The organism is Olsenella sp. CU969 (assembly GCF_905219715.1).
In the GTDB taxonomy this organism is placed as follows: Bacteria; Actinomycetota; Coriobacteriia; order Coriobacteriales; family Atopobiaceae; genus Granulimonas; species Granulimonas faecalis.
On the sequence record NZ_CAJMXC010000002.1, the window covers coordinates 42,107 to 65,702 of the forward strand.

Below are 23,596 nucleotides of genomic sequence, written 5' to 3' on the forward strand. Positions count from 1 at the left end.
CCCATGTTCAACAGCCTGTCCGACCGACTCCAGGACACCTTNGACAAGCTCCGCGNCAAGGGGCGCCTCACGGAGGATGACATCAACGTCGCCATGCGCGAGATCCGCCTCGCCCTCCTCGAGGCCGACGTCAACTTCAAGGTCGTCAAGCGTTTCGTGGCCGCCTGCAAGGAGCGCTGCATGACGAGCGAGGTGCTCGACTCGCTCACGCCCTCCCAGAACGTCGTCAAGATCGTGCTCGACGAGCTCACCGAGCTCCTCGGCTCCACGGAGTCCAAGCTCGTACTCGCCCAGAACCGCATCCCGAACGTGATCATGCTCGTGGGCCTCCAGGGCTCCGGCAAGACCACGGCGGCCGCCAAGCTCGCCCACCTGCTCAAGAGGCAGGGCAAGAGCCCGCTGCTCGCGGCCTGCGACGTCTATCGCCCCGCGGCCGCCGACCAGCTCGCCACCCTCGGCGGCGAGCTCGGCGTGCCCGTGTACCGCGGCGACGGCGCGCACCCCGTGGACATCGCCCGCGGCGCCGTCCAGGAGGCCGTGGACACGCTGCGCGACGTCGTCATCGTCGACACCGCCGGACGTCTCCAGATCGACGAGGCCATGATGCANGAGGCCGTGGANATCAAGGCAGCCGTCCGCCCGGACCAGGTGCTCATGGTGGTCGACGCCATGACCGGCCAGGACATCGTCAACGTCGTCTCCGAGTTCGCCGAGCGCACGGACTTCGACGGCGTCATCATGTCCAAGCTCGACGGCGACGCCCGCGGCGGCGGTGCGCTCTCGGTGCGGCAGGTCACGGGCAAGCCCATCAAGTTCGTCTCCATGGGTGAGAAGCCCGACTCCCTCGAGGTCTTCCATCCCGACCGCATGGCCAAGCGCATCCTCGGTATGGGCGACCTCTACGGCATCATCGACGCCGCCCAGCAGGCCGCCGACGAGGAGCAGGTTGCTCGCGCCGAGAAGATGCTGCGCGAAGGCCTCACCATGGACGACATGCTCCACCAGCTGCAGTCCATCCGGAAGATGGGCGGAGTCCAGAAGATCATCTCCATGCTGCCCGGCGGCGAGCGGATGCTCGGCCAGATGGGCGGCGACGCCGTGGACGACAGCTCGCTCACCCGCATCGAGGCCATGATCCGCTCCATGACGCCCGAGGAGCGCGCCTGCCCCAAGATCATCAACGGNATGCGGCGCTCGCGCATCGCCAAGGGATCGGGCCGCACCGTGCAGGAGGTCAACGCCCTCCTCAAGCAGTGGGGAGAGATGAACCGCATGATGGGGCGCATCCGCGCCATGGCGAGCTCGGGCGACATGAGCCCCAAGGCCATGAAGCGCATGATGGGCCAGATGGCCCAGATGCCCCAGCAAAAGAGGGGCAGACGCCGCTGACAGGCCCGTCTCACCGCTTGCGCAAGGCCTCCTTTCCTTTGGGAAGGGAGGCCTTTTTCTGTGCTTAGGCATATTTATGGAGAAAATGTATACGCACCGCTCAAGGGCGGATTTTGAGGTCCTGCTGCACACTGTGCTCAGATGCTGTGCATAATGAGGGCCATGGAAACGAGGGGAGTTACCGNCAATCCTCTTCCACATGCTCTATAACACCTGTTAGATAACGGCGTATTTGTGGCGATAANCGTTTGCCACNTCGCNTAGCTGTCGTTTACAAATCACTTCCTTATATACGCAGGATAGACATTCATGCCTTCTTGCTCTGTGCCGCCGCTGTCTCGCGATTGCTGCCTCTCTTTAGCAACCCGGCTTCGCCACTGCCGGCCCAGCCGATCCCAGGGTCGGCGCCCGCTTCGGTTCCCAGGTTCGGAGGTGCCCATGGGCAGGTTTCGCTCTCTCATCATCAATGCCCAGATCGTCGTCTTGGTCGCTGTCGTGTTTGTGTCCTTGGGCGCCGAGGCGCTGGGGTGGGGCGCCTATGCCATAGCCACGGGCTCCATGGAGCCTTCCGNTTCCGTGGGGTCCCTGGCAGTCTGTGCCCCTGTCGGGGGCAGGGCGCCTGTAGAGGGCGAGGTCGTCGCCTACGAGAGGGCGGGGACGGTGGTGGTCCATCGCGTCGTGTCCGTGTCCGGCGACGGCTCGCTTGTCTGCAAAGGTGACCGAAACGACGAGCCCGACCCCGGGACGGTTCGCGCCGAGGCGCTTGTCGGCCGTCTGGTGTTGAGCGTCCCTGCGGCAGGCGCGGCTTTGTGNGCGCTTGCAGAGCATCGGGCCCAGGCCGTCTGCGCGCTGGTTGCCCTGGACGCTGCCCTGTGCTTGCTCCCGGGCGCCGCAATTCCAAGGCGTCCCAAAAGACGTCGAGGTAAACGCCCCGTTGTGGGCTAGGAGAAAAGGAGGGGTCATGAAAAGGAGTCAGGCGTTGTGGAAGTTGAGGCGCAAGAGGATGGCCAAGAAGGCTGTGGTGGCTGTGGCCGCGGCATCGATGGCGGCAACGGTCGTGGTCGGGGGCGCGGTGGCGTTCTTCTCAGACACCGACTCGGTCACCAACGTGGTCTCCGNTGCGGAGNGGCTCGACGTGGCCGTGGAGGAGCCTGCGTGGAACCTTGAGGACGGCGACGGAGACGGGGTCCCCGATGCGGCCCAGAGCCTCGCCCCAGGGCAGGTGGTAGCCAAGGACCCGCGCGTGGCCAACAAGGCGGGTGTCGACTCGTGGTGCATGGCGCAGGTGAGCGTGCCGGTGCACGAGGTCTCGCTGGTGGGGGAGGACGGCAGGAGGCGCGACCCTGCCCCGGCCGAGCTCTTCTCCTGGGAGCTGGGCGAGGGCTGGGAGGAGTACGGAACGGCTTTCCTCACGGAGGACGGCTCGGCCGCTGTGCACACCTACCTCGCTAAAGACGCCGTTGCCGTAGGGGCCCAGACGCCGCCCGTCTTCACCCAGGTGACCATGGCCGACGTGTTGGAGGGGTCCGTCTCGGGCACTTGTTCCATCGGCGTCAAGGGCTTCGGCGTGCAGGCCCATGGCTTCTCGTCGCCGTCCGAGGCATGGGGGGCCCTCCAGGGTCTCGACGCCCCCGAGGATCCGGTCGAGCCATGAGCTGCNGGGCGAAAAGGCGTGCGCGTCNTGCCGNCAAGGTGGCCGCGGCCTGGGGTTTGGCGGTGCTTCTGGGCACTGCCGCACCTCCTGCGCTGGCCTTTCTGAACGCTCGAACGCAGGAGGTGCCCAATGTCCTCTCCGTGGGCGAGGAGAAGGTGGAGATCGTCGAGGACTTTGACCCCAACCCCAAGCGCGACGGATGGGTCAAGAAGAACGTCCGGGTGAGAAACACCGGGAATGTGCCCTGCTATGTGCGTGCCTTGGCCGTGCCGTCCACCTCGCAGGTCGACTGCTCGTTCTCATGGGGCACTTCCGGCTGGGGCGCACCGGACGCGGACGGCTACCGCACATGCCGGGCCCCGATCGCCCCGGGCGANGTGAGTCCGCCCCTGTTGAGCGGCTTGTACCTCGACGCCCCGTCTGCGCCCCGCGACCTTCAGGTGCTCGTCTACGTAGAGAGCGTCCAATCGAGTGGGTTCCCAAACGCCCAGGCGGCATTCGCCGCTCTGAGAGGAGAGGAGGAGTCATGAAAACGCTTGGAAGGCGTCCTGCGCTGGGTCTCGGAGTGCTGGCCATGGCGGCCCTTGTCGCTCAGGCGCCCGTCGGCTTGGGGTCGAGCCAGTCGCTGTGGCGTGCCATGGCACATCTGGCCACCGATACCGTGGACATCGGCCTCGACGACCACCGCATTGAGGAGGGGACTGGCATTGTCGCCGAGTCCGCCGTGCCCCATGCCGTGGACATCCGAAACGAGGGGGCGCCGTGCTGGGTGCGCGTCCGCACCGTGGCGAGCCTCGGCGGAAGAAAGGACGCGGTCTTGGAGCCTGCAGCCGTTCCCGAAGGGTTCGTCGNATCGGCCGACGGCAACGCCTACCTTGAGCGGCCGCNCGAGGAGGGCGAGGCGGTCACGTGGACCGAGGACCTTTACGACCCGTGGAAAGACGGCTCGTCTCTCGGTAGAAAGGCGGAGTTCACGACCGTGGTGGAGGCCATACAGCGAGACCACGTGTCACCGGAGCTCGGGTCTGCGTCGCCCTGGGGAGACGTTGCCGTGGAGCGCTGCGTTGCAAAAAGGAGCGACCCATGAGGACGCGGCTACCGCTCGCGCTTGCGGGCTGCACTCTGGTGTGCGCGCTGGCCGGACCCCGTACGGTGCTGGCGCTCGATGCCGAAGCGATCTACCGGGGCCCGGAGGGATTCGCTGCGGACGTGGCACAGCTCACGGAGGCCTTCGAGCGTGCCGTGCCCGGCGACAGGCAGGAGGGCGGCCTGTCTTTGGAGAACGGCGGCGAGGCACCCATTGTCGTGACGCTGTGGACGGAGCCGGGAGACGCCGTGTCCGAGGTCTTGCTCGAGGAGGCGCGCCTCACGCTCACGGCGGAAAGCGGCGAGCTCCTGTTCGACGGACCTGCGGTGTTCGAGGGTGTTTCCAGCCCGTTGGAGCTTGGCACATTGGCGCCTGGCGCGCAGGTGGNCATCGNGTTCTCCTTGTNTGTGGACGAGTCGGCTGGCAACGGCGCGGCCTTGCGCGAGGCAGCCGTGGACGTGGTTCTTTGCGCCGACGAGCTGGCCGGGGAGGGGGTGGCCGAAGAAGCCGTGGCAGGCCAGGAGCGCGTGGGCTCTATGGCCCGTACCGGTGACCGCCTTTCGTCCGTTGGCGCCTCGCTCCTTGCTTTTGCGGCGCTGGCCACGGCGGCGGTCCTTGGCGCGCGACCTAGAAAGGGGGACGTATGAGGCGCTGTGCTTCTCTGGGGGCTCTCGCAGCGACGGCGGCCTTTGCGGNGCTGTTCGTTGTGCCGGGCATTGCCATGGCCTACGAGGTCGCCTATGTGGACTCGTACAACGAGGTGCCGGTGACCGAGGCCTACCTCAACCGTTTCGACGGCAGGCTGCCCGACGAGGTGAGCTGCTCACCTGCGGTCAAGACGAGAAAGGAGGCCGACGGTGCTGTGCGCTATTACGTGGACGACACATCCTATTCTCCTGAGAGCGCGCCCAAAACCGTGAAGGATGCTGTCAGGCTCGTCTACCGCAAGGCGGGCACCGCCTTGNACGGCCGCTCTCTTGACGTGACCCTGGCCATGGATGTGACCTGGAGCAACAAAAGCCCTGAGATGGCCGGCGGACTGCCGACGTTTCTGAGGACGCCGGGCGTGTCGGGCAGCGCGCTCGACTGGGAGGCCGGGTCCCTCGTTCCCGTGGCGGGGCGGCCGTGGGATTCCGCCAAGATGAGCATCGGCATCTCCATAGCCAACCGTCTCGAGGTGACTTTGAGCGACACGGGCAGGCCTTTCGAGGGACGCGTCCTCCTCTGGCTGCGCGACCTCGACCAGTGGACCGGCGGCCCCTTCTCCCGCGAGACCATAGAGCTCGTCTCGGGATTTGCCAATGACGTGTACGTGGGGAAGAACACGCGGCTCTCCCGCGACGATTTGTCCAAGGGCCTTTTCCGCCCCGTCGACGGGGCGGGCGACGACGGCTCGCGTACCGACTTCGTGGCCTTTATGAAGGGCGGACGGGCGCAGCTGCGCTGGCAGGGCGAAGAGTGCAGCACCGCGTTTCGCTCCATCTATCCCGAAAGCTACCCGCCCATCGCCGACGACCCGGTCTACNACCCCGTGAAGTCGGTGACGGCGGTGGCGGGCAAGCCGGTCCCGGACCCTGCCTTTGCCACAGCGCTGCCGGGCCAGACTGTCACGTTCGAGGTGGAGCAGNCGCTNCCCTACGTCGTAGAGAGCAACAAGCCCCAGGTCGTGCGCTTCGTCGACGACCTCAACAGCCGCTTCGACCCCTCCACGGCAAAAGTGAGGGTCTTCCAGGGCGACAAGGACGTCTCCGACAACTGGAGGGTTGCGGTGAGCGGGAGCCGGGTCACCGCGACGGCCGTGGACACCCAGAAGGCAGTGCTGGGACTCACCTTTCAGGTCACTGCCACGCTTAAAAACGACGCCTCGGGAACGGTCGTCAACCGAGCGATCACCACCGTGGTCACGAGGACCCAGCAAAACGTTGAGAAGCAGTCCAACGCCGTGAAGGTAAAGGTGGCGTCCGCCCCCAAGGAGCTCGTGGTGGTCAAGCGGGTCAAGGCGCGAGACCTGCTGGTCGCCCATGGCATGCCCTCGTTTCCCTTCAAGGTGACGGTGCGCGGCGCCAAGGGGGACCTTGCAACCCTCTACGGGCTGGCCTCGTTCGAGGGCGACCGTGCAGACGCGGGCGNCGGGTGGGTGGCCGCCCAGGCCACGTTCGACCTCACTCCCTTTAATCCCACGTCCATCGACGCAATCGTCGTTGAAGAGGTGCCGGTGTCTCGCTATCGGCTGGTCGAGGCTGCGGGAAAGGGGCCCTGGGAACGCGAGGGCCGTCGTTTGACGCTCTCATATGGGACGGTGCCCGACACTTCCGGCTTGGAGTGCACGTTCACCAATGAGAAGGTCACCGACCGCTGGTTCGGCCACGCGGCCGCAGCCGTGAACGACCTGTCGCTCGAGCCATAGAAAATCGGCCCGCAGCCATTTTGAAAGGCTGCGGGCCGACCCGTGCGCGTTTCAAACCAAGTTTTAGCCGTGGACCGCCACGACCGTACCGCGGTCGATGAGCGAGCACAGCTCGGCGGCTTTGTCGGGCGGGAGGTTCACGCAGCCGTGGCTGCCGTTGCTCTGGTAGATGGACCCGCCAAAGGAGCCGCGCCAGCTGGCGTCATGGAGGCCGATGGAGTTGCCTACGAACGGCATCCAGTAGGAGACAGGGGTCTCGTACTCGGGCTTTCCGGTCTCGGGGTCCTTTTTGCCGATGAGGGTGCTTTCTGGGTTCGACTTGTTGAAGTAGTCGTCGATGAAGTAGACGCCCGTGGGGGTCTGGTAGTTCTTGGACGNGTCGCCGCTCACGATGTCGGCCTCCCATGCCAGGGAGCCGTTGGCGTCATAGAAGCGGGCGTGCTGCTCGGCAAGGTCGACGTCCACGTAGGAGTTACCCCAGTCGCGCCCCGAGGCGTCGGGGAGGGCCTGCGCCGTCTGATGGGTGGGGATGTCGATGGTGGCGGTCTTGCCCTCCTTCACGCCGGCGACGATGAGGTCGGCAAGAGAGCCGGAGTCCACGTTCCACCCGTAGGTGCCTCCCACCACGGTCACGACCTTGCCGTCGGGCCGCGTGTAGGAGCGCTCCGTGCCCACGGTGTCGAGGCTGCGGGAGAGCTCTCCGCTGCCCCATTCCTTGATGGCGTCCTCGTTGAGCGTGGCCTTGAGATTGCCGTCCAGCGTCACCCAGTCGATGATCTTGGAGGCGTCGATGGTGCCGGCGTCCTTGCCGTCGAGGTTCAAGGAGAGCTTGGCCGTGAGGAACGAGTTGGCCTCCTCGGCCGCCTTCGCGAGCTCGGGGGCGNNTTTGGTGACCTTGGCCTGGACGTAGTCGTCGGCGGGCAAAGACACGCTGCGCTCCAGGGTGTCGAGGGCCCCTTCGACGGTGGCGACCGCCTTCTGGCCATCGATTTTCGTGCCGGCCTTCTCCTCGGTCACGACGAAGGATGTGCTGGCGCTGTCATAGGCGATGGTGGCGTCCACGGCGTCGGTGCCCTTGGCGTTGGCGGCGTCCACAGCGGAGTTCACAAGGGTGGTCACTTTGTCTCGGTCGTAAGAGGAGCCCCGGGCATGGGTGAGGTCGTGGGAGAGAAAGACCTCAGCCGGCCACAGCCAGGGGTGTGTCTCAGAGATGGCGTCGCGCACATAGGCTGCGGCGTCGAACGTGAGGCCGACCTCTGACGACTTGATGGTGAGGTCGAGGTTCTCGCCTGTCACATGGAGCGTGTAGGCGTCGGTGCNGTCGGTGAGGCCCGACTGGACGTCGGCGGCGGTGCGCANCGACACGTTGCGGCCGAGGATGCGCGTGTTGGGCATGAAGACGTTGGAGAAAACCACGACCCCCACAAGGTAGAGGGCCGCGACGGCTCCTGCGACTATCAGGGCGATCCGGGCACCTTTGGGCAGTTTGGGCACTTTCGCGCCCGTGGGATGGTTGGCCATGCTGCTTCGCTTCCATGGGTGTCGGCGCCTGCGCGCCGCGAATCGTCAGACAGGGTGTATGGTAACCCAAGGCCGCAGCGGTCGTCTGCGGAAGTTCATTAGTGGAAGTTTTGAGGTCACGATGGAAATACGCTGCACGGCAGGTCTCGACGATCCGCGCCTCGCCTTGTTCTGCGGCCTCACCGACCACGAGCTGCGTCGATCCGTCGAGGCGGAGCACGGCATCTTCATCGCCGAATCGGCCAAGGTCGTGCGAAGCGCGCTTGCGGCCTGCGTCCGCCCTGTGGCCTTTCTGCTCGAGGACCGTCGCCTCGGTCAGGCGGCCGCGCTTATTNAGGCCGCCGGCCCCGATGTTCCCGTGTTCGTCCTCGACCGCGAGGAGATCTCGCGCATCGTGGGCTACCCGCACAATCGCGGCGTCCTGTGCGCCATGGAGCGCCCGGCCCCGCGTCCGGCAGACGAGGTCCTTGCCCAGGCGAAGACGTGCGCCGTGGTGGAGGCGGTGACCGACACCACCAATGTAGGCGCCATCTTCCGCTCTGCTGCGGCGTTGGNGTGCGNCGCCGTTCNCCTCACGCCCACGTGCGCCGACCCTTTGGCCAGGCGCTGCGTGCGCGTGTCCATGGGAAGCGTCTTCTCCGTGCCGTGGGCACGCACCGGCCCGTGGCCCGAAGAGNGCGNCGAGCTCCNTCACGGTCACGGGTTCACCGTNGTGGCCTGCGCCCTTTCCGCCGACGCCTTGGAGCTCGGNTCGGCCGCAGCCGATGCTGTCGAACAGCCGGCGCTCCTCTTCGGCACGGAGGGCGACGGCCTGGCGCCCTCCACCGTGGCCCTTGTCGATCGTGTGGTGCGCATCCCCATGGCGCACGGCATCGACTCTTTGAACGTGGCGGCTGCGAGCGCCGTCTTCTTCTGGCAGTACTGCCGCAGATAGGCTCGCACGGGCTTGTGGTTCTTTTGGTCTGCCCGCCCTGGGCCGCCGCCCCCGCGGGCCCCGTATGTTTGAATGTCCAAACGTATGTTCCGCGGGGTCTGCCCCGCCTGCGACCCAGTGAGGAGGTGCCCATGGACAACAAGAAGAAGCGGCAGTCGATGATGCTCTACGCCATCATCGCGGTGGTCGTGGTCGTGGACTTGCGTTCCGTGGTGTATCCCAACGTGGTCGGCCAGTCGGTGAAAGAGGTGGACTACTCCACTTTCATATCCATGGTCGACGACAACAAGGTTGAGAAGGTTCAGCTCAACACCAACAACGACTCCATCCTCTTCGTCACGGGAGAGGGCGACGGCGCCCAGACCTACCGCTGCAACGCCTTCCCCAACGACACCACGCTCGTCAAGCGCCTTGAGGACCACAACGTGCAGTTTGCCGCCGAGATTCCCGACGAGTCCTCCAACATGCTGCTCTATGCCCTCATGATCTACGGGCTGCCCATCTTGCTCCTCATCCTCGGCGGCNNNTNCCTCAACCGCCAGCTCAAAAAGTCGATGGGCGACGATGGCCCGTCCATGAGCTTCGGCGGGGGAGGCCTTGGCGGCTTTGGCAAGTCTGGCGCCNAGGTCGTCGCCGAGAAGGAGNNGGGCGNCACTTTCAAGNACGTGGCCGGCCAGGACGAGGCCAAGGAGTCTTTGGCCGAGCTCGTGAGCTTCCTCGAGAAGCCGCAGCGCTACGAGGCCNTCGGCGCCAAGCTTCCCCGCGGCGCCCTGCTCGTGGNCCCTCCGGGCACCGGCAAGACGCTTCTGGCCAAGGCCGTGGCCGGAGAGGCCAAGGTGCCGTTCTTCTCCATCTCGGGCTCCGNGTTCGTGGAGATGTTCGTGGGCCGCGGTGCCGCCAAGGTGCGAGATCTCTTCAAGCAAGCCAACGAGAAGGCCCCCTGCATCGTGTTCATCGACGAGATCGATACCGTGGGCAAGCGCCGCGACGCCGGGCTGTCCNCTAACGACGAGCGCGAGCAGACCCTGAACCAGCTGCTCACCGAGATGGACGGCTTCGACAACCACAAGGGCATCGTGGTCATCGGCGCCACCAACCGCCCCGACACCCTCGATCCGGCCTTGCTGCGCCCNGGTCGTTTTGATCGCCGCGTGCCGGTGGNGCTGCCCGACCTTGCCGGCCGCAAGGCCATCCTCGCCCTTCACGCCGACGACGTGAAGATGGAGGGGTCCATCGACCTCGATGTCATCGCCCGCGCCACCCCCGGCGCCTCTGGCGCCGACCTCTCCAACATCATCAACGAGGCTGCCCTTCGCGCCGTGCGCATGGGCCGCAGCCGCGTGACCCAGGAGGACATCCAGGAGTCCGTGGAAGTGGTCATCGCCGGCGAGAAGCGCAAGTCCACGGTTCTCTCCGACAAGGAGAAAAAGATCGTGGCCTACCACGAGATCGGCCACGCCATGGTGGCGGCCGCCCAGAAAGGCCAGGCCCCGGTCTCCAAGATCACCATCGTGCCACGCACCTCGGGGGCCCTCGGCTACACCATGCAGGTGGAGGAGGACGAGCACTACCTGGTCACCAAGGAGGAGGCCATGGAGCAGATCGCCGTCATGTGCGGCGGCCGCTCGGCCGAGGAGCTCATCTTCAAGCAGGTGACTACCGGCGCCTCCAACGACATCGAGCGCGCCACGAAGCTCGCCCGCAACATGGTGACCCAGTACGGCATGAGCGACCGCTTCGGCATGGTGGCCCTCGGCCAGGTGCAGAACCGCTATCTCGGCGGCGACGCAGCCCTCACCTGCTCGGAGGGGACGGCGCAAGAGATCGACGACGAAGTCATGCGCATTGTCGAGGAGGCCCATCAAAACGCCCTCAAGATCCTGCGCGAGAACCAGTTCAAGCTCCACGAGCTGGCTCGCTACCTCCAGGTGNAGGAGACCATCACCGGCGAGGAGTTCATGGCCATCTTCACCCGCGACAACGACTTCCTGCCCAAGAGGGAGGACGACGCCTCCTAGGCACCGGCGCGGCATGCCGCGAGGGCCCCGGTGCGGATTCCCGTCCGCGCCGGGGCCCTCGCCGTTCGACGATCTGCGACCTAGCCCCGTGTCGCCCGCTCCTTGAGGGCGCCGGAGTTGTAGGCGTCCAAGAGCCTGCGCAGCTCCACGATGCGCTGGCGGATCTTCGCGCCGGTGTCGCTGTCCTCCACGAGCAGGGGCCGATCGGAGGTCTCGAAGCGGTCGGTGTCGCTCATGATGTCGGCGTTGAGGTCGAGCACGTCCCCGATGGAGGTGAAGGCGCGGTGCGCCTTGATGCGCAGGCCCGAGGAGTCGGAGATGAGGGTGTAGCCGGCGATACCCGTGGTCTTGTGGTAGGCGGTGCAGAAGCCGCCNTCGATGACCACGANCTTGCCGCAGGAGCGCACCGGGCTCTCGCCGGAGCTCGCCTTGACCGGCGTGTGGCCGTTGACGATGTGTCCGTGCTCGGGGCTCACGCCGAACTCCCGGAGCACCTGCTTGCACACCGAGGGCGACTCGGTGAGCTCCCAGTAGGGGTCCCGGGGCTCCGCCCACGTCGCCTTGTCNGTGACGAAGGTGCGCTCGAACGTCTTCATGACCCTGCCCGAGAGCGGCGACGCGGGGCCGCACCAGAGGTAGTACATGAGGTCGAGGTTCCCCTGGTCGGGCTCCATCCAGGCTTGGNGCGCCTCGCGGTCCAGCCAGTCGAACAGGTCGNGNCCGGCCAAGCGCCGCCCGCGGAGCTCCACGGTACGAAACAGCCCGTCGCCCTCCGTCATGGGGACGCAGGCGTGGAAGAGCAGGTTGTCGTTGGAGATGCGGTAGAGGCTGCCGCGCTCGTAGAGAAACGCAACGNGGCGTCGCNGGCGCTCGGAGTCCGCGAAGGCCTCGGCCATGGCGTCGATCANCTCGCGTTCGCCGTCGGTGAGCGCAAGTGGGTCGGCCGGGTTGAGCGTNGGNAAGTCCACGGTGGCGAGCGGGGCGTCCCCTCCCGGCAGGTGCACACAGTCCCCCTCGACGTCCACGAGGGGCAGCAGGAGCCGGTCGTCCATAGCGAAGTCCGGGTTGCGGCGGATGAGCTGACCCTCGAGCTTGAAGAGGATGACCGAGATGGCCTTGTCGATGGGGGAGAGCACGTCGCCGTCGCGGTAGGTGCGCTCCGCGAACAGGGCGAGCTCGCGCATGGAGACGCCGTAGGAGCTCTCGAGGATGGAGAGCGCCCCATAGCGCAGGTTGTTGCGCACCACGGCCGCCTGGCAGGCCAGCGACCCCGCGGCCGCGCCCATCCACACGATGTCGTGGTTGCCCCACTGGACGTCGGTGGAGGGCATCTCGAGGAGCCGGTCGCAGATGCGGTCGGCGTGGGGCCCGCGGTCGAAGAGGTCGCCCACGATGTGGAGGCGGTCCACGGCCAGGCGCTTGATGAGGGCGGCGAGCGACTCCACGAAGTCCGGGCCGCTCCCCGTGTCCACGATGGTGTCCACGATGCGCTCGTGGTAGCAGGAGCGGTCCTCCGACTGCCCGGCCTGGTCGCGGAGGAGCTCGTCGATGATGTAGGCGTAGGGCACCGGCATGGACTTGCGCACCTTGGACTGGGTGTAGGCCGAGGCGAAGTGCTTGGCCACCCGGAGGAGCCGCAGCAGGTGGACGCGCCACCAGGTGAGGTCGATGCCCCCGAGGTCGGACTCGGTCTTGGCGAGCTTCTCCTCGGGGTAGTAGATCAGGGTGCAGAGGTCGTCCTGCTCGGCCTGGGAGAGCCCGTCGCCGAACTCGGCGCGCACCCGCTCGCGGATGACGCCCGAGCAGTTGTTGAGGATGTGCTCGAACGCCTCGTACTCGCCGTGGACGTCGCTCATGAAGTGCTCGGTGCCGCGAGGGAGGCCGAGGATNGCCTCGAGGTNGANGATCTNNGTGAAGACCGACTGACGCGTGGGGAACTGCTCGCTCAGGAGCTCGAGGAAGCGCCCCTCGGTGCCGACGGGTTCCATGGCCCTCCTTCAGGGTGACCGGCGTTTCGGGGTCAACCGTAGCACGGCTCCGCGCACGGCCGCCGGCGGTCCACCCAACCTGCGNANTGGTATTATCTCTTGCACATGTGCACACACGTCCCCACGTCTGGAGATGGCCCATGGCCAACAGCTACAAGAAGACCANCAACCTTCCCAAGACAGGCTTCCCCATGCGCGCCGGGCTCGCGTCGTCCGAGCCCAAACGCCTCGCCGCATGGGAGGAGGCCGACGTCTACGGCCTCGCGTGCGAGCAGAACCGCGGCAACGAGCCCTTCGTGCTGCACGACGGGCCNCCGTACGCAAACGGCCCCATCCACCTCGGCCACGCCCTCAACAAGACGGTGAAGGACTTCATCAACCGCTACCAGATCATGNNCGGTCGCGAAGTCTCCTACGNCCCCGGCTGGGACTGCCACGGCCAGCCCATCGAGCACAAGGTCGAGGAGCACCTGGGCACCGAGCGCTTCAACGCCACCGACCCGTCCGAGATCCGCTCCCTCTGCCGCCGGTTCGCCGTCGAGAACATCGACCTCCAGTGCCAGGGCTTCCGCCGCCTGGGGGTCCTCGGCGACTGGGAGCACCCCTACCTCACCCTCTCCAACGACCACGACGCCGCCGACATCGAGGTCTTCAAGCGCATCTGGGATACCGGCGCCATCTACCGTGGCCGCAAGCCCGTGCACTGGTGCACCCACTGCCACACGGCCCTCGCCGAGGCCGAGATCGAGTACNCCGACGTCACCGGCCCGTCCATCTACGTGGGCTACGCCATGGANGACGTCCCCGAGGGCCTGGCCGACGCCGGCATGCCCGTCTCGGTCATGATCTGGACCACCACCCCGTGGACGCTGCCCGCCAACGCCGCCGTCGCCATGAAGCCCGAGGCCACCTACGTGGCCCTGGCCCACGACGGCCGCGCCTACATCGTGCTCGAGGACCTCGCCCCCCGCGTGGCCTCCGTCGCCGGCTGGGAGCCGGGACTCGTGGAGGTGGGCGGCGAGCCCTGGCGCGCCACGGCCGAGGAGCTCAGCGGCCTGCGCTACCACCAGCCCGTGTTCGACGACGTGCTCTGCCCCGTCATCACGGCCGACTACGTGGGCACCGAGGACGGCACCGGCATCGTGCACATCGCCCCGGGCCACGGCGCCGACGACTTCTACGCCGGCGTGGCCGCCGGCATCCCCGTGGTCATGCCCGTGGACGACGACGGCCGCTTCTACTCCGGCGACACCTGGGGCACCGGCGGCCCCTGGAGCGGCATGGNGGTCACCGAGGCCAACCCCAAGATCGTGCGGTGGCTCGAGGACCGCGGCGCCCTCGTGCACGCCGGCACCGTCGAGCACAGCTACCCCCACTGCTGGCGCTGCAAGAACNCGGTGATCTTCCGCGCCNCCGACCAGTGGTTCGTCTCCATGGACGACACGGGCCTGCGCCGGCGCTCCCTCGACGCCATCGAGAACGAGGTCCGTTGGTACCCGGCCTCCTCCGTCAAGCGCATCCGCGCCATGGTGGAGGGCCGCCCCGACTGGTGCCTGTCGCGCCAGCGCGTGTGGGGCGTGCCCATCCCGTCGTTCACCTGCGCCGACTGCGGCGCCTCCGTCATGAACGACGCCACCCTNGACGCCGTTGTCGCCCTGTTCCACGAGAAGGGGTCCGACGCATGGTACACCGACGACCCGTCCTCCTACCTGGGCGACGCCGACGTGTGCCCCGAGTGCGGCGGCCACCACCTCGTGCCCGACCGCGACATCCTCGACGTCTGGTGGGACTCCGGCGTCTCCCACACCGCCGTCCTCAAGGATCGCGAGGGCCTCGCATTCCCGGCCGACCTCTACGTCGAGGGCTCCGACCAGCACCGCGNCTGGGTCCAGAGCTCCCTGCTCACCTCCATGGGCGCCTACTCGTGCCCGCCTTTCAAGGGTGTGCTCACCCTGGGCTTCACCTTGGACGACCAGGGNCGCAAGATGAGCAAGTCGCTCGGCAACACCGTCGACCCCAACGAGATCTTCGACACCCTTGGCGCTGACATCGTGCGCCTCTGGGTGGCCTCGGTGGACTCCACATCCGACATGGCCTNCGACAAGGAGATCCTCGACCGCGTGTCCGACGCCTACCGCCGGTTCCGCAACACCTTCCGGTTCCTGCTCGGCGAGCTCGAGGGCCAGTTCGACCTCGACGCCGACGGCCTGCCCACCTCCGAGCTCACCGCCCTCGACCGGCTGGCACTCGCCCGCCTGTCCGAGGTGCACGCGCAGGTGGAGGAGGCCTACGGCGAGTACCGCTTCAACCAGGTCTACCGCCTGCTCTACGACTACGTGGTGACCGAGCTCTCCAACGGCTACCTCAACGCCACCAAGGACCGCATGTACTGCGACGCTGCCGACTCCGTCGCCCGCCGCAGCGCGCAGAACGCGTGGTACCAGATCCTGTCCATGCTGCTCCGCGACCTCCAGCCCATCCTCGCCTACACCTGCGACGAGGTCCTGGCCTACGTGCCGGCCTCCATGCGGGAGGGCAAGGGGTTCGCGGCGCTGCTCTCCTGGTACGAGGCGCCCATGGACGCCGCCGAGCGCGACGCCCTGCTGCCCGCCTANCGCGTGCTCACCGAGGTCCGCAACGCCTACACGAAGGCCTACGAGGAGGCCCTCGCCTCCGGTGCGGTCACGGAGAAGACCACCCAGGCCACGCGCGCGTCCGTCACGCTGCCCCAGGCGTCGCTCGACCTCCTCGCGCCCATGGCCGGCGACGTCGCGGAGTTCCTCGTGTGCTCCGAGGTCGAGCTCTCCTGCGGCGACGGGCTCGCCGTGACGGTGGCGCCCGCCCGCGGCGAGAAGTGCCCGCGCTGCTGGAACTGGCGCGAGCTCGGGGACGACGGGCTCTGCGACCGCTGCCACGAGGCCGTCTGCGCCTTGGAGGGCGATGCGTAGGACCATGGGCCGCAGCGCCCGCATGGGCCTCGCCCTGGCCGTCGCGGCNGNCTGCGTCGCCCTCGACCAATGGACCAAGGCCCTCGCCCTTGGCAATCTCGTCCCGGGCAGGCCCATGACGCTCGTGCCGGGCGTCATGGACCTGCTCCTGGTACGCAACACCGGGGCCGCCTTCTCCATCGGCGAGGGGGCGGGCTGGGTGTTCGTACTCGTCTGCCTCGTGGTCTGCGCCGCCGTGGCCGTGGCGCTCTGGCGCGCCCGCGACGTCCCGGTGCCGCTCGTGGTGTGCGCGGGCCTCGTGATGGGCGGCGGCGTGGGCAACNTCATAGACCGCGTGACCCGCGGGTGNGTCTGCGATTTCTTCGCCACCACGTTCGTGGACTTCGCCGTCTTCAACGTGGCCGACATCTTCGTCTGCACGGGCGTGGGGCTCGGCATCGTGCTCACGCTCGTCTGNGACGCCCGTCGGGCCCGCGAGGGCGAGGCCAAAGACGGCCGCGCCGCCCGCTCCGTGGCCCGCGGTGACACCGAGGGGACCGGAGGCCGCTCCGCGGCCGACCGGCTGCGCGGCAAGGGGGGCGGCCGCCGTGGCTGACCGCATCGTGAACCTCATGGTCGACGACGCCGGTGACGGCATGCGCATCGACGCCTGCCTGGCGTCCTTCGACGGCATGCCGAGCCGTAGCGCCTGCGCGAGGCTCGTGGGTGACGGCCGCGTGACCGTCAACGGCGTCTTTGTCCGCTCCAAGAGCGAGCCCGTGTCCATGGGCGATATGCTCCAGGTGACGATCGCCATCCCGGAGGTCCCGGCGGAGGGGGAGGGGCCCCTCCGCCCCGCCCCCATCGACCTCGACGTCCGCTTCGAGGACGATTACCTGCTCGTGCTCTCCAAGCAGGCGGGGCTCGTGTGCCACCCGAGCCCCGGCCACACCGACGACACCCTGGCCAACGCCCTCGTGGCCCGGTGCGGCTACGCGCACCTCGGCACGCTCCAGGGTGAGGACCGCCCCGGCATCGTGCACCGCCTCGACCGGGACACCTCGGGCCTCATGGTGGCGGCCAAGGACGACGTCACGCAGAGGGCGCTCCAGGACCTCATCCGCATGCGCACGCTTGACCGCCGCTACGTCACCNTCGTGCAGGGCTACGTGGCGCCTGAGACCGGCCTCGTGGACGTGGGCATCGCCCGCTCCACCCGCGACCGCCTGCGCATGGCCGCCNCGGACGCCCCGGGGTCGCGGGAGGCCATCACCACGTTCACCACGCTCGAACGGTTCGAGGCCGGCCCCCGCGACGAGGGCTACTCGCTCCNCGAGTGCCACCTCTACACCGGCCGCACGCACCAGATCCGCGTCCACATGGCCCACATCCACCATCCCGTGGTGGGGGACCCGGTCTACAGGGCCGGCGACCCGAGGCGCAACCTCGGTCTCGACAGACAATTCCTCCACTCGTGGCATATAGAGTTCGATCATCCCCGCACCGGCGAGACCCTGTGCCTGGCAGACACGCTGCCGGCCGACCTGGCTGGCGTCCTCGACGCCCTGGCCGACCGCTCCANGGGCCGCACCGAGGCGGGGGAGCGCATCGTGCCTGCGCTCGGTCCAGCACGAGCCTGACAGAGAGGGAGCACCGTGGAGCTCACCCGNCTCGGCNTNACGCCCATCGTCGTGTTCAACACGATCATCTTCCTGTTCNTCACCGTGGCGTTCTTCTACCAGATCGTCTACTTCCTCGTGGGGCTCCGCCGCGGCGAGGTNGAGCTGCCCGAGGCCAAGAAGNACCACCGCTACGCCTTCATGANCGCCGCCCACAACGAGGAGGTCGTCATCGGCCAGCTCGTGAGGTGGATCAAGGAGCAGGACTACCCGGCCGAGCTCATNGACGNNTACGTGGTNGCCGNCGCCTGCACCGACGNCACNGCCGAGCGGGCCCGGGAGGNGGGCGCCTACGTCTACGAGCGCAACGACCTCGCCCGCAAGGGCAAGAGCTGGGCGCTCGACATGGGCTTCGACAACGTGCTCAACGAGAGGGGCGACGACTACTACGATGCCTTCATCATCTTCGACGCCGACAACCTGCTGTCCAAGGACTACGTCAGACAGATGAACAAGGTCGTCGACCTCGGATACCTGGCCGCCACGAGCTACCGCAACTCCAAGAACTTCGACTCCTCCTGGATCAGCTCCGCCTACGGCATCTGGTTCCTGCGCGAGGCGCGCTTCCTCAACAACGCGCGCATGATGCTCGGCACCGGCTGCGCCATCTCGGGCTCGGGCTGGATGGTCTCCAACAAGATCATCCGCTCCATGCACGGCTGGGCCTTCCACACCCTCACCGAGGACATCNAGTTCTCCACGTTCTGCGCCGCCAACGGCATCCGCATCGCCTACGCCCCCGCCGAGTTCTTCGACGAGCAGCNCGTGANCCTCAAGGCGTCCTGGATCCAGCGCATGCGGTGGACCAAGGGTTTCTACCAGGTGTTCTTCTCCTACGGTGGCGACCTTGCCCGTGGCATCGGCTTCGGCAGGTTCTCGAGCTACGACATGCTCATGACCATCTCCCCGGGCATGATCCTCACGCTCCTGTCGGCCATGGTCAACGCCACCTACNTCGTGGTGGGCTCCATCAGCCACGGCTTCCTGGCCACCCAGTCCGAGATCGCCATGTGCGTGGGCTCCCTCGTCATGACCTTCGCCTCCATGTACCTGGTCTTCTTCGTGCTCGCCCTGCTCACCACCGTGGCCGAGCGCAGGCACATCCACGCCACCAAGCGCTGGCGCGTCTGGGCCAACGTCCTCACGTTTCCGTTCTTCATGATGACCTACATCCCCATCACCGTGATCGCCCTGTTCAAGAAGGTCGAGTGGGTGCCCACCAAGCACGAGTNNNCCATGNCCGTGGACCAGGTCACGGCCGACTGANGCTGCTCCGAAGGCTGCCGGGTGNGCTATCATCATGCGNTACCGCCGTNGTGNGGGGNCCGACACCTGTGNAAAAAGGAGCTGCCATGGCAACGTNCTTCCCTGGTGAGTCGCACACCTTCTCCGAGTACCTCCTGGTACCCGGGTACTCCTCCTCTGAATGCGTCCCCGGGAACGTGAGCCTTGCCACGCCCCTGGTCAAGTTCCGCCGTGGCGAGGAGCCGGCCCTCACCCTCAACACCCCCATGGTCTCGGCCATCATGCAGTCGGTCTCCGGCCCGCGCCTCGCCATCGCCCTGGCCCAGGAGGGCGGCATGAGCTTCATCTACGGCTCCCAGACCGCCGAGGACGAGGCCCGCATGGTGCGCGAGGTCAAGGCCTACAAGGCCGGTGTCGTCACCTCGGACTCCAACCTCACGCCAGACATGACCCTGGCCGANGTCATGTGCCTCAAGGAGCGCACCCACCACTCGGCCATGCCCGTCACCGACGACGGCGGCCCCCACGGCCGGCTCCTCGGCATCGTCACCTCCCGCGACTNCCGTCCCAGCCGCGACGCCGCCGACAAGCCCGTCCGCGACTTCATGACCCCCATCGACCGCGTGGTCACCGCCCCGGCCTCCTACACGCTCTCCGAGTGCAACGACATCATCTGGGAGAACAAGCTCAACCAGCTCCCCATCGTCAACGACGACGGCACCTTGGTGGGCATGGTGTTCCGCAAGGACTACGACTCCCACAAGTCCAACCCCAACGAGCTGCTCGACTCCTCCAAGCGCTACATCGTGGGCNCCGGCATCAACACCCGCGACTACGCCGAGCGCGTGCCACTGCTTGTGGAGGCCGGCGCCGACGCCCTGTGCATCGACTCCTCCGAGGGCTTCTCCGAGTGGCAGTCCCGTACCCTGTCCTGGATCCGCGACAACTACGGCGACGCCGTCAAGGTCGGTGCCGGCAACGTGGTGGACGCCGAGGGCTTCCGTTTCCTGGCCGACGCCGGCGCGGACTTCGTCAAGGTGGGCATCGGCGGCGGCTCCATCTGCATCACCCGCGAGCAGAAGGGCATCGGTCGCGGCCAGGCCTCGGCCCTCATCGACGTCTGCGAGGCCCGCGACCGCTACTTCGAGGAGACCGGTGTCTACGTGCCCGTGTGCTCCGACGGCGGCATCGTGTACGACTACCATATGACCCTGGCCCTGGCCATGGGCGCCGACTTCCTCATGCTCGGCCGCTACTTCGCCCGCTTCGACGAGAGCCCCACCGAGCGCGTCACGGTCAACGGATCCTACATGAAGGAGTACTGGGGCGAGGGTTCCGCCCGCGCCCGCAACTGGGCGCGCTACGACCTCGGCGGCGACAAGAAGCTGAGCTTCGTCGAGGGCGTCGACTCCTACGTGCCCTATGCCGGCCCCCTGCGCGACGGCGTCCAGAACTCCCTGCTCAAGATCCGCTCCACCATGTGCAACTGCGGGGCNCTCACTCTGCCCGAGCTCAAGGAGAAGGCACGCCTCACCNTGGTCTCGGACACGTCCCTCNTGGAAGGCGGGGCCCACGACGTGGTGCTCAAGGAGCCCAACCAGCAGGTTACGCTCAATTTCAACTAGGCTCCTGTCGGGTGCGAACCNTCCGGCTCGCAGNCCAGCCNCGCTAGCNCNCTGGGACCTCTCGTCTCAGGGGGCTTTTCTGTGCCTCTCCGCCCCTGAATCGCGGCGTGTCCTCAGTTCACTTTAAGAGATACCTGTGCCATAGTGGCATATTAAGACTCTGTTCAGATATCCGCCCCTCACCGGGGCGCGGTGGTTTGGAGGCAGCCATGGCAGACAGCGCCAGAAGGGCGGCGGGACATCGCATCCTCGCCATCGCCCTGTCGGCCCTTCTCGTGGGCCAGTCCCTCGGACCGGCGGCCTATGCGCGGCCGGATGCGGTGCCCGAGGCGGTCCTGCAGGAGCAGGTGGCCGACGAGCGGCCAGAGGGCCCTGCCGAGCCTCCGGCAGGGGAGGGGGAGGTCGGGGACCGCACGGCCCCCGAGGACGACCCGGATGGCCCCGACGTCGCCGACGACGACGCGGCCGCCCTCCTCGCGGCCCTCGCCACCGCCCCCTTGGCGGCCCTGGAGCCCCGGGCAGGTACCGGCGACTTTGCCGTCGCCGGCGGCGCGGAGGGCGTCGACTACGCCTTCGACGGCAGCGTCCTGCACATCATGACCTCCACGCCCCTCACCGTCTCCATGGCCGCAGGCAAGACGGGCACCGCCCACACCATCGACATCGACGCGGGGGTCAAGGCGGACCTCACCCTTGCCGGGGTGAACATCTCCACTGCCGCCCGCTCTCCCATCAACCTGGTCACCAACTCCGACGAGGACGGCGACGGGGTCAAGGTCCGCAACGCCGCCGACATCGTCGACAAGACCACCCTGCACCTGACCCTGGCCGACGGCTCCTCCAACTCCCTGGTCAACACCGTTACGGGGGCCAACGGCTGGCCGGCCATCCGTTGCGGTTGGGGCTCGGTGCTGATCGTCGACGACGCCCGCACCAACGTCCGCGCCGGCGGTTCCAAGTTCGACCTCTCCGACATCGTCACCCCGGCCGACGGCAAGGTGGCGGCCGACGTCACGCTCCTGGACGGCACCGAGCTCAAGACGGACGACCCCCTGACCCGTCTCGAGTCGTCCCATCCCGGCACCCTCACCGTGCAGGGTGGCGGCCACTCCGCAGGCATCGGTTCCGGGCCCAAGGAGAACGCTGGCACCATGGTCTTCAACGGCGGCATCGTCTCGGCGAAGCCCCTGCCGTTCAACAGCAGCAACTGGAGNTATGCCAACGGGTNCGCCATCGGNGGCGGCTCGNCCGGCTCCGGCACCGTGACCATCTTCAACGGCGGCCGCATCACCGCCCAGGGAGGCTCCTGCGGCACCGCCATCGGCGCCGGCTTCGGCTACCACGACATGACCGGCCACCANGGGTGCACCGCCAAGGCGNATGCCATTGTGGTCCCGGCTAACAAGGCGGAGAACATCTANTCCTACGGCTACACGTTCTTCGACGTGCCTGTGAGGGGGTCCGCCTTCGACGGCGGCGCGCTGCAGAGCGGCGGGTACAACGCCTACTTCACCGTGGCCGGCGACATCTACATCAACGGTGGCTTCGTCAACGCCGTCGCCGCGTACCACGGCAACGCCATCGGCCAGTGCTGCGCCCACGGCCCGGCGTCCAACCTGAACCACATCATCAAGGTGACCGGTGGCACCGTCATCACCTCGGTGGGCAACAAGACCTCCACCAACCCCACCATGTACGCCGTGGGCGCGGCCCAGGGCTACACCATCGTCACCGGCGGCTCCGTCATGGTCGAGAACCGCACCGACGGCACCTACTCGCCCATGTTCCAGGGCATCGGCGACACCGCCTTCAACACCCAGGGGGTGGAGAGCTGGGACGACGTCGAGGCCTTGGGCGGCTCCTTGCCCGACACCGACAAGGTGCAGATGCTTACCATCAACCTCTCGAGCGAGTTTGACGNGTCCGAGAACAAGACCGTGCCGGTGACCAAGTGGAAGCTCGAGGTCGACAACCAGGTCCAGGCTTACGGGTCGCCCTCCTACCTCAACGACGGAAGGCTCTATCTGTGGCTGCCGGCCACCGCCACGGGCAAGAACGTGACGGTCACCATGTCCTACCTCGACAACGACGGCGTCGAGCACGACATCGAGCCCATGTACGTCGAGGAGGTGGGCGGCTCCCAGGGCTCCACCCTCAAGCGCTACATCGACATCGACGTCGACAAGCTCACCGACGAGCAGAAGGAGTACTTCTCCGGGCTTCAGAAGGCCTACGACGGCCTGCCCTTCGAGACCCTCACGGTCTCTGATGAGAAGCCCATCGACACCACGCCCTTCGAGACCAACGGCAAGCTGCTCACGGACCCCACCAAGCTCGAGGTGAGCTATCAGGCCTACGACGGCGAGGGGGGCAGCCCACTGCCTGGGAGCTCCGTGATCCACGACGGGAAGATNCCTGCCGACACCGGCACCTTCCGCTTTCAGCTCATCTCCAAGCAGTTCGCCGAACAACCGGGCTTCATGGAGAACTACTGGGGCCANCGCATCACCGGCTGGTCGANCGTGACGCCGGTGCNGGCGGTGGTCAAGATCTCCGAGGCCGACGGGACCGCCTGGGTGCGCCTGGCCGACGACGGCAGCTACGAGCTGGTGAAGGAGACCGACACCGAGCCCGGCAACCGCCTCCGCCTGGCCTTCACCTTGCGCAGCGCCAAGGGGACCGCCGTGACCTGCAAAGCCCCCACCGGGTCGTTCCAGGTGCTCATCGACGGCAAGCCCGTGGGCGAGGCGGTGCCGCTCACCGAGGAGGCCATGAAGGCCTCTCCCGGCTCCTCCATCGCGATCAAGGAGGGCGCCACCGACGCCTCGGCCAACACCCCCGCGGCCGTGGCCGGCGAGTCTGGCCGCNGGGAGACCCAGNNGGTCNACTACCTCGACCCGACGCGCCTCGACGGTGCCCTGGACGTGCTCGACGGATCGTCCGGCAACAGCCACGACGTCACCGTGCGCTACATCCCCGACAAGAACTATGTGGAGGGCACCGAGGCCAACCCCGAGAACGAGGCCACCAGGCCCACCACCATCGTCCCGGTGAAGCCGGAGGGCACCGTGAGCCCCGACGACCCGGACAAGGTCGAGGTGGAGGACGGCAAGGACCCCGAC

Annotated in this window: 12 protein-coding genes; 10 read left to right on the plus strand and 2 right to left on the minus strand. The window is 67.3% G+C overall.

The window, feature by feature from the left end; translation table 11 throughout:
- Positions 1-3: 3 nt before the first annotated feature.
- From ffh to JX283_RS00515, 3 genes are all read left to right on the plus strand, one after another.
- Positions 4-1,389 (plus strand): signal recognition particle protein, encoded by a 1,386-nt coding sequence (gene ffh / locus JX283_RS00505; protein ID WP_204828835.1) that lies wholly within the window; start codon positions 4-6, stop codon positions 1,387-1,389.
- Between the two features lie 438 nt (positions 1,390-1,827).
- On the plus strand, positions 1,828-2,334 hold the full coding sequence (locus JX283_RS08695) for a signal peptidase I (protein WP_204828836.1): 507 nt from the start codon (positions 1,828-1,830) through the stop codon (positions 2,332-2,334).
- Positions 2,335-2,350: 16 nt separating this feature from the next.
- Positions 2,351-3,043, plus strand: a complete 693-nt coding sequence (locus JX283_RS00515; RefSeq protein WP_204828837.1) for a TasA family protein — start codon at positions 2,351-2,353, stop codon at positions 3,041-3,043.
- A gap of 3,557 nt (positions 3,044-6,600) precedes the next feature.
- On the opposite strand, the gene JX283_RS00520 is transcribed toward JX283_RS00515, so the two are convergent.
- Entirely contained in the window at positions 6,601-8,058 is a 1,458-nt protein-coding gene (locus JX283_RS00520; protein ID WP_204828838.1) for a L,D-transpeptidase family protein, read from the minus strand.
- A 121-nt stretch (positions 8,059-8,179) separates the two neighbouring features.
- Here JX283_RS00520 and JX283_RS00525 point away from each other — a divergent pair, with 121 nt between their 5' ends.
- Complete coding sequence (locus tag JX283_RS00525; protein ID WP_204828839.1) at positions 8,180-8,992, plus strand: RNA methyltransferase; 813 nt, start codon at positions 8,180-8,182, stop codon at positions 8,990-8,992.
- A gap of 131 nt (positions 8,993-9,123) precedes the next feature.
- Positions 9,124-11,010, plus strand: coding sequence for an ATP-dependent zinc metalloprotease FtsH (ftsH, locus tag JX283_RS00530; protein ID WP_239652392.1), 1,887 nt, complete (start codon positions 9,124-9,126; stop codon positions 11,008-11,010).
- 80 nt (positions 11,011-11,090) lie between these two features.
- Here the strand turns inward: ftsH and JX283_RS00535 are convergent, their stop codons facing one another.
- Positions 11,091-12,998, minus strand: coding sequence for a fructose-1,6-bisphosphatase (locus JX283_RS00535; protein ID WP_204828840.1), 1,908 nt, complete (start codon positions 12,996-12,998; stop codon positions 11,091-11,093).
- Positions 12,999-13,138: 140 nt separating this feature from the next.
- Here JX283_RS00535 and ileS point away from each other — a divergent pair, with 140 nt between their 5' ends.
- From ileS to JX283_RS08350, 5 genes are all read left to right on the plus strand, one after another.
- On the plus strand, positions 13,139-15,946 hold the full coding sequence (gene ileS / locus JX283_RS00540; RefSeq protein ID WP_204828841.1) for an isoleucine--tRNA ligase: 2,808 nt from the start codon (positions 13,139-13,141) through the stop codon (positions 15,944-15,946).
- Entirely contained in the window at positions 15,939-16,541 is a 603-nt protein-coding gene (lspA, locus tag JX283_RS00545; RefSeq protein WP_204828842.1) for a signal peptidase II, read from the plus strand. The genes ileS and lspA overlap by 8 nt, the downstream gene beginning before the upstream one ends.
- Positions 16,534-17,565 (plus strand): RluA family pseudouridine synthase, encoded by a 1,032-nt coding sequence (locus JX283_RS00550; protein ID WP_239652393.1) that lies wholly within the window; start codon positions 16,534-16,536, stop codon positions 17,563-17,565. Before lspA ends, JX283_RS00550 begins: the two co-directional genes overlap by 8 nt.
- Positions 17,566-17,580: 15 nt before the next feature.
- On the plus strand, positions 17,581-18,870 hold the full coding sequence (locus tag JX283_RS00555; RefSeq protein ID WP_204828843.1) for a glycosyltransferase family 2 protein: 1,290 nt from the start codon (positions 17,581-17,583) through the stop codon (positions 18,868-18,870).
- 86 nt (positions 18,871-18,956) lie between these two features.
- Positions 18,957-20,474: an IMP dehydrogenase gene (locus tag JX283_RS08350; RefSeq protein ID WP_239652394.1), complete on the plus strand. Its 1,518-nt coding sequence runs from the start codon at positions 18,957-18,959 to the stop codon at positions 20,472-20,474.
- Positions 20,475-23,596 lie beyond the last annotated feature (3,122 nt).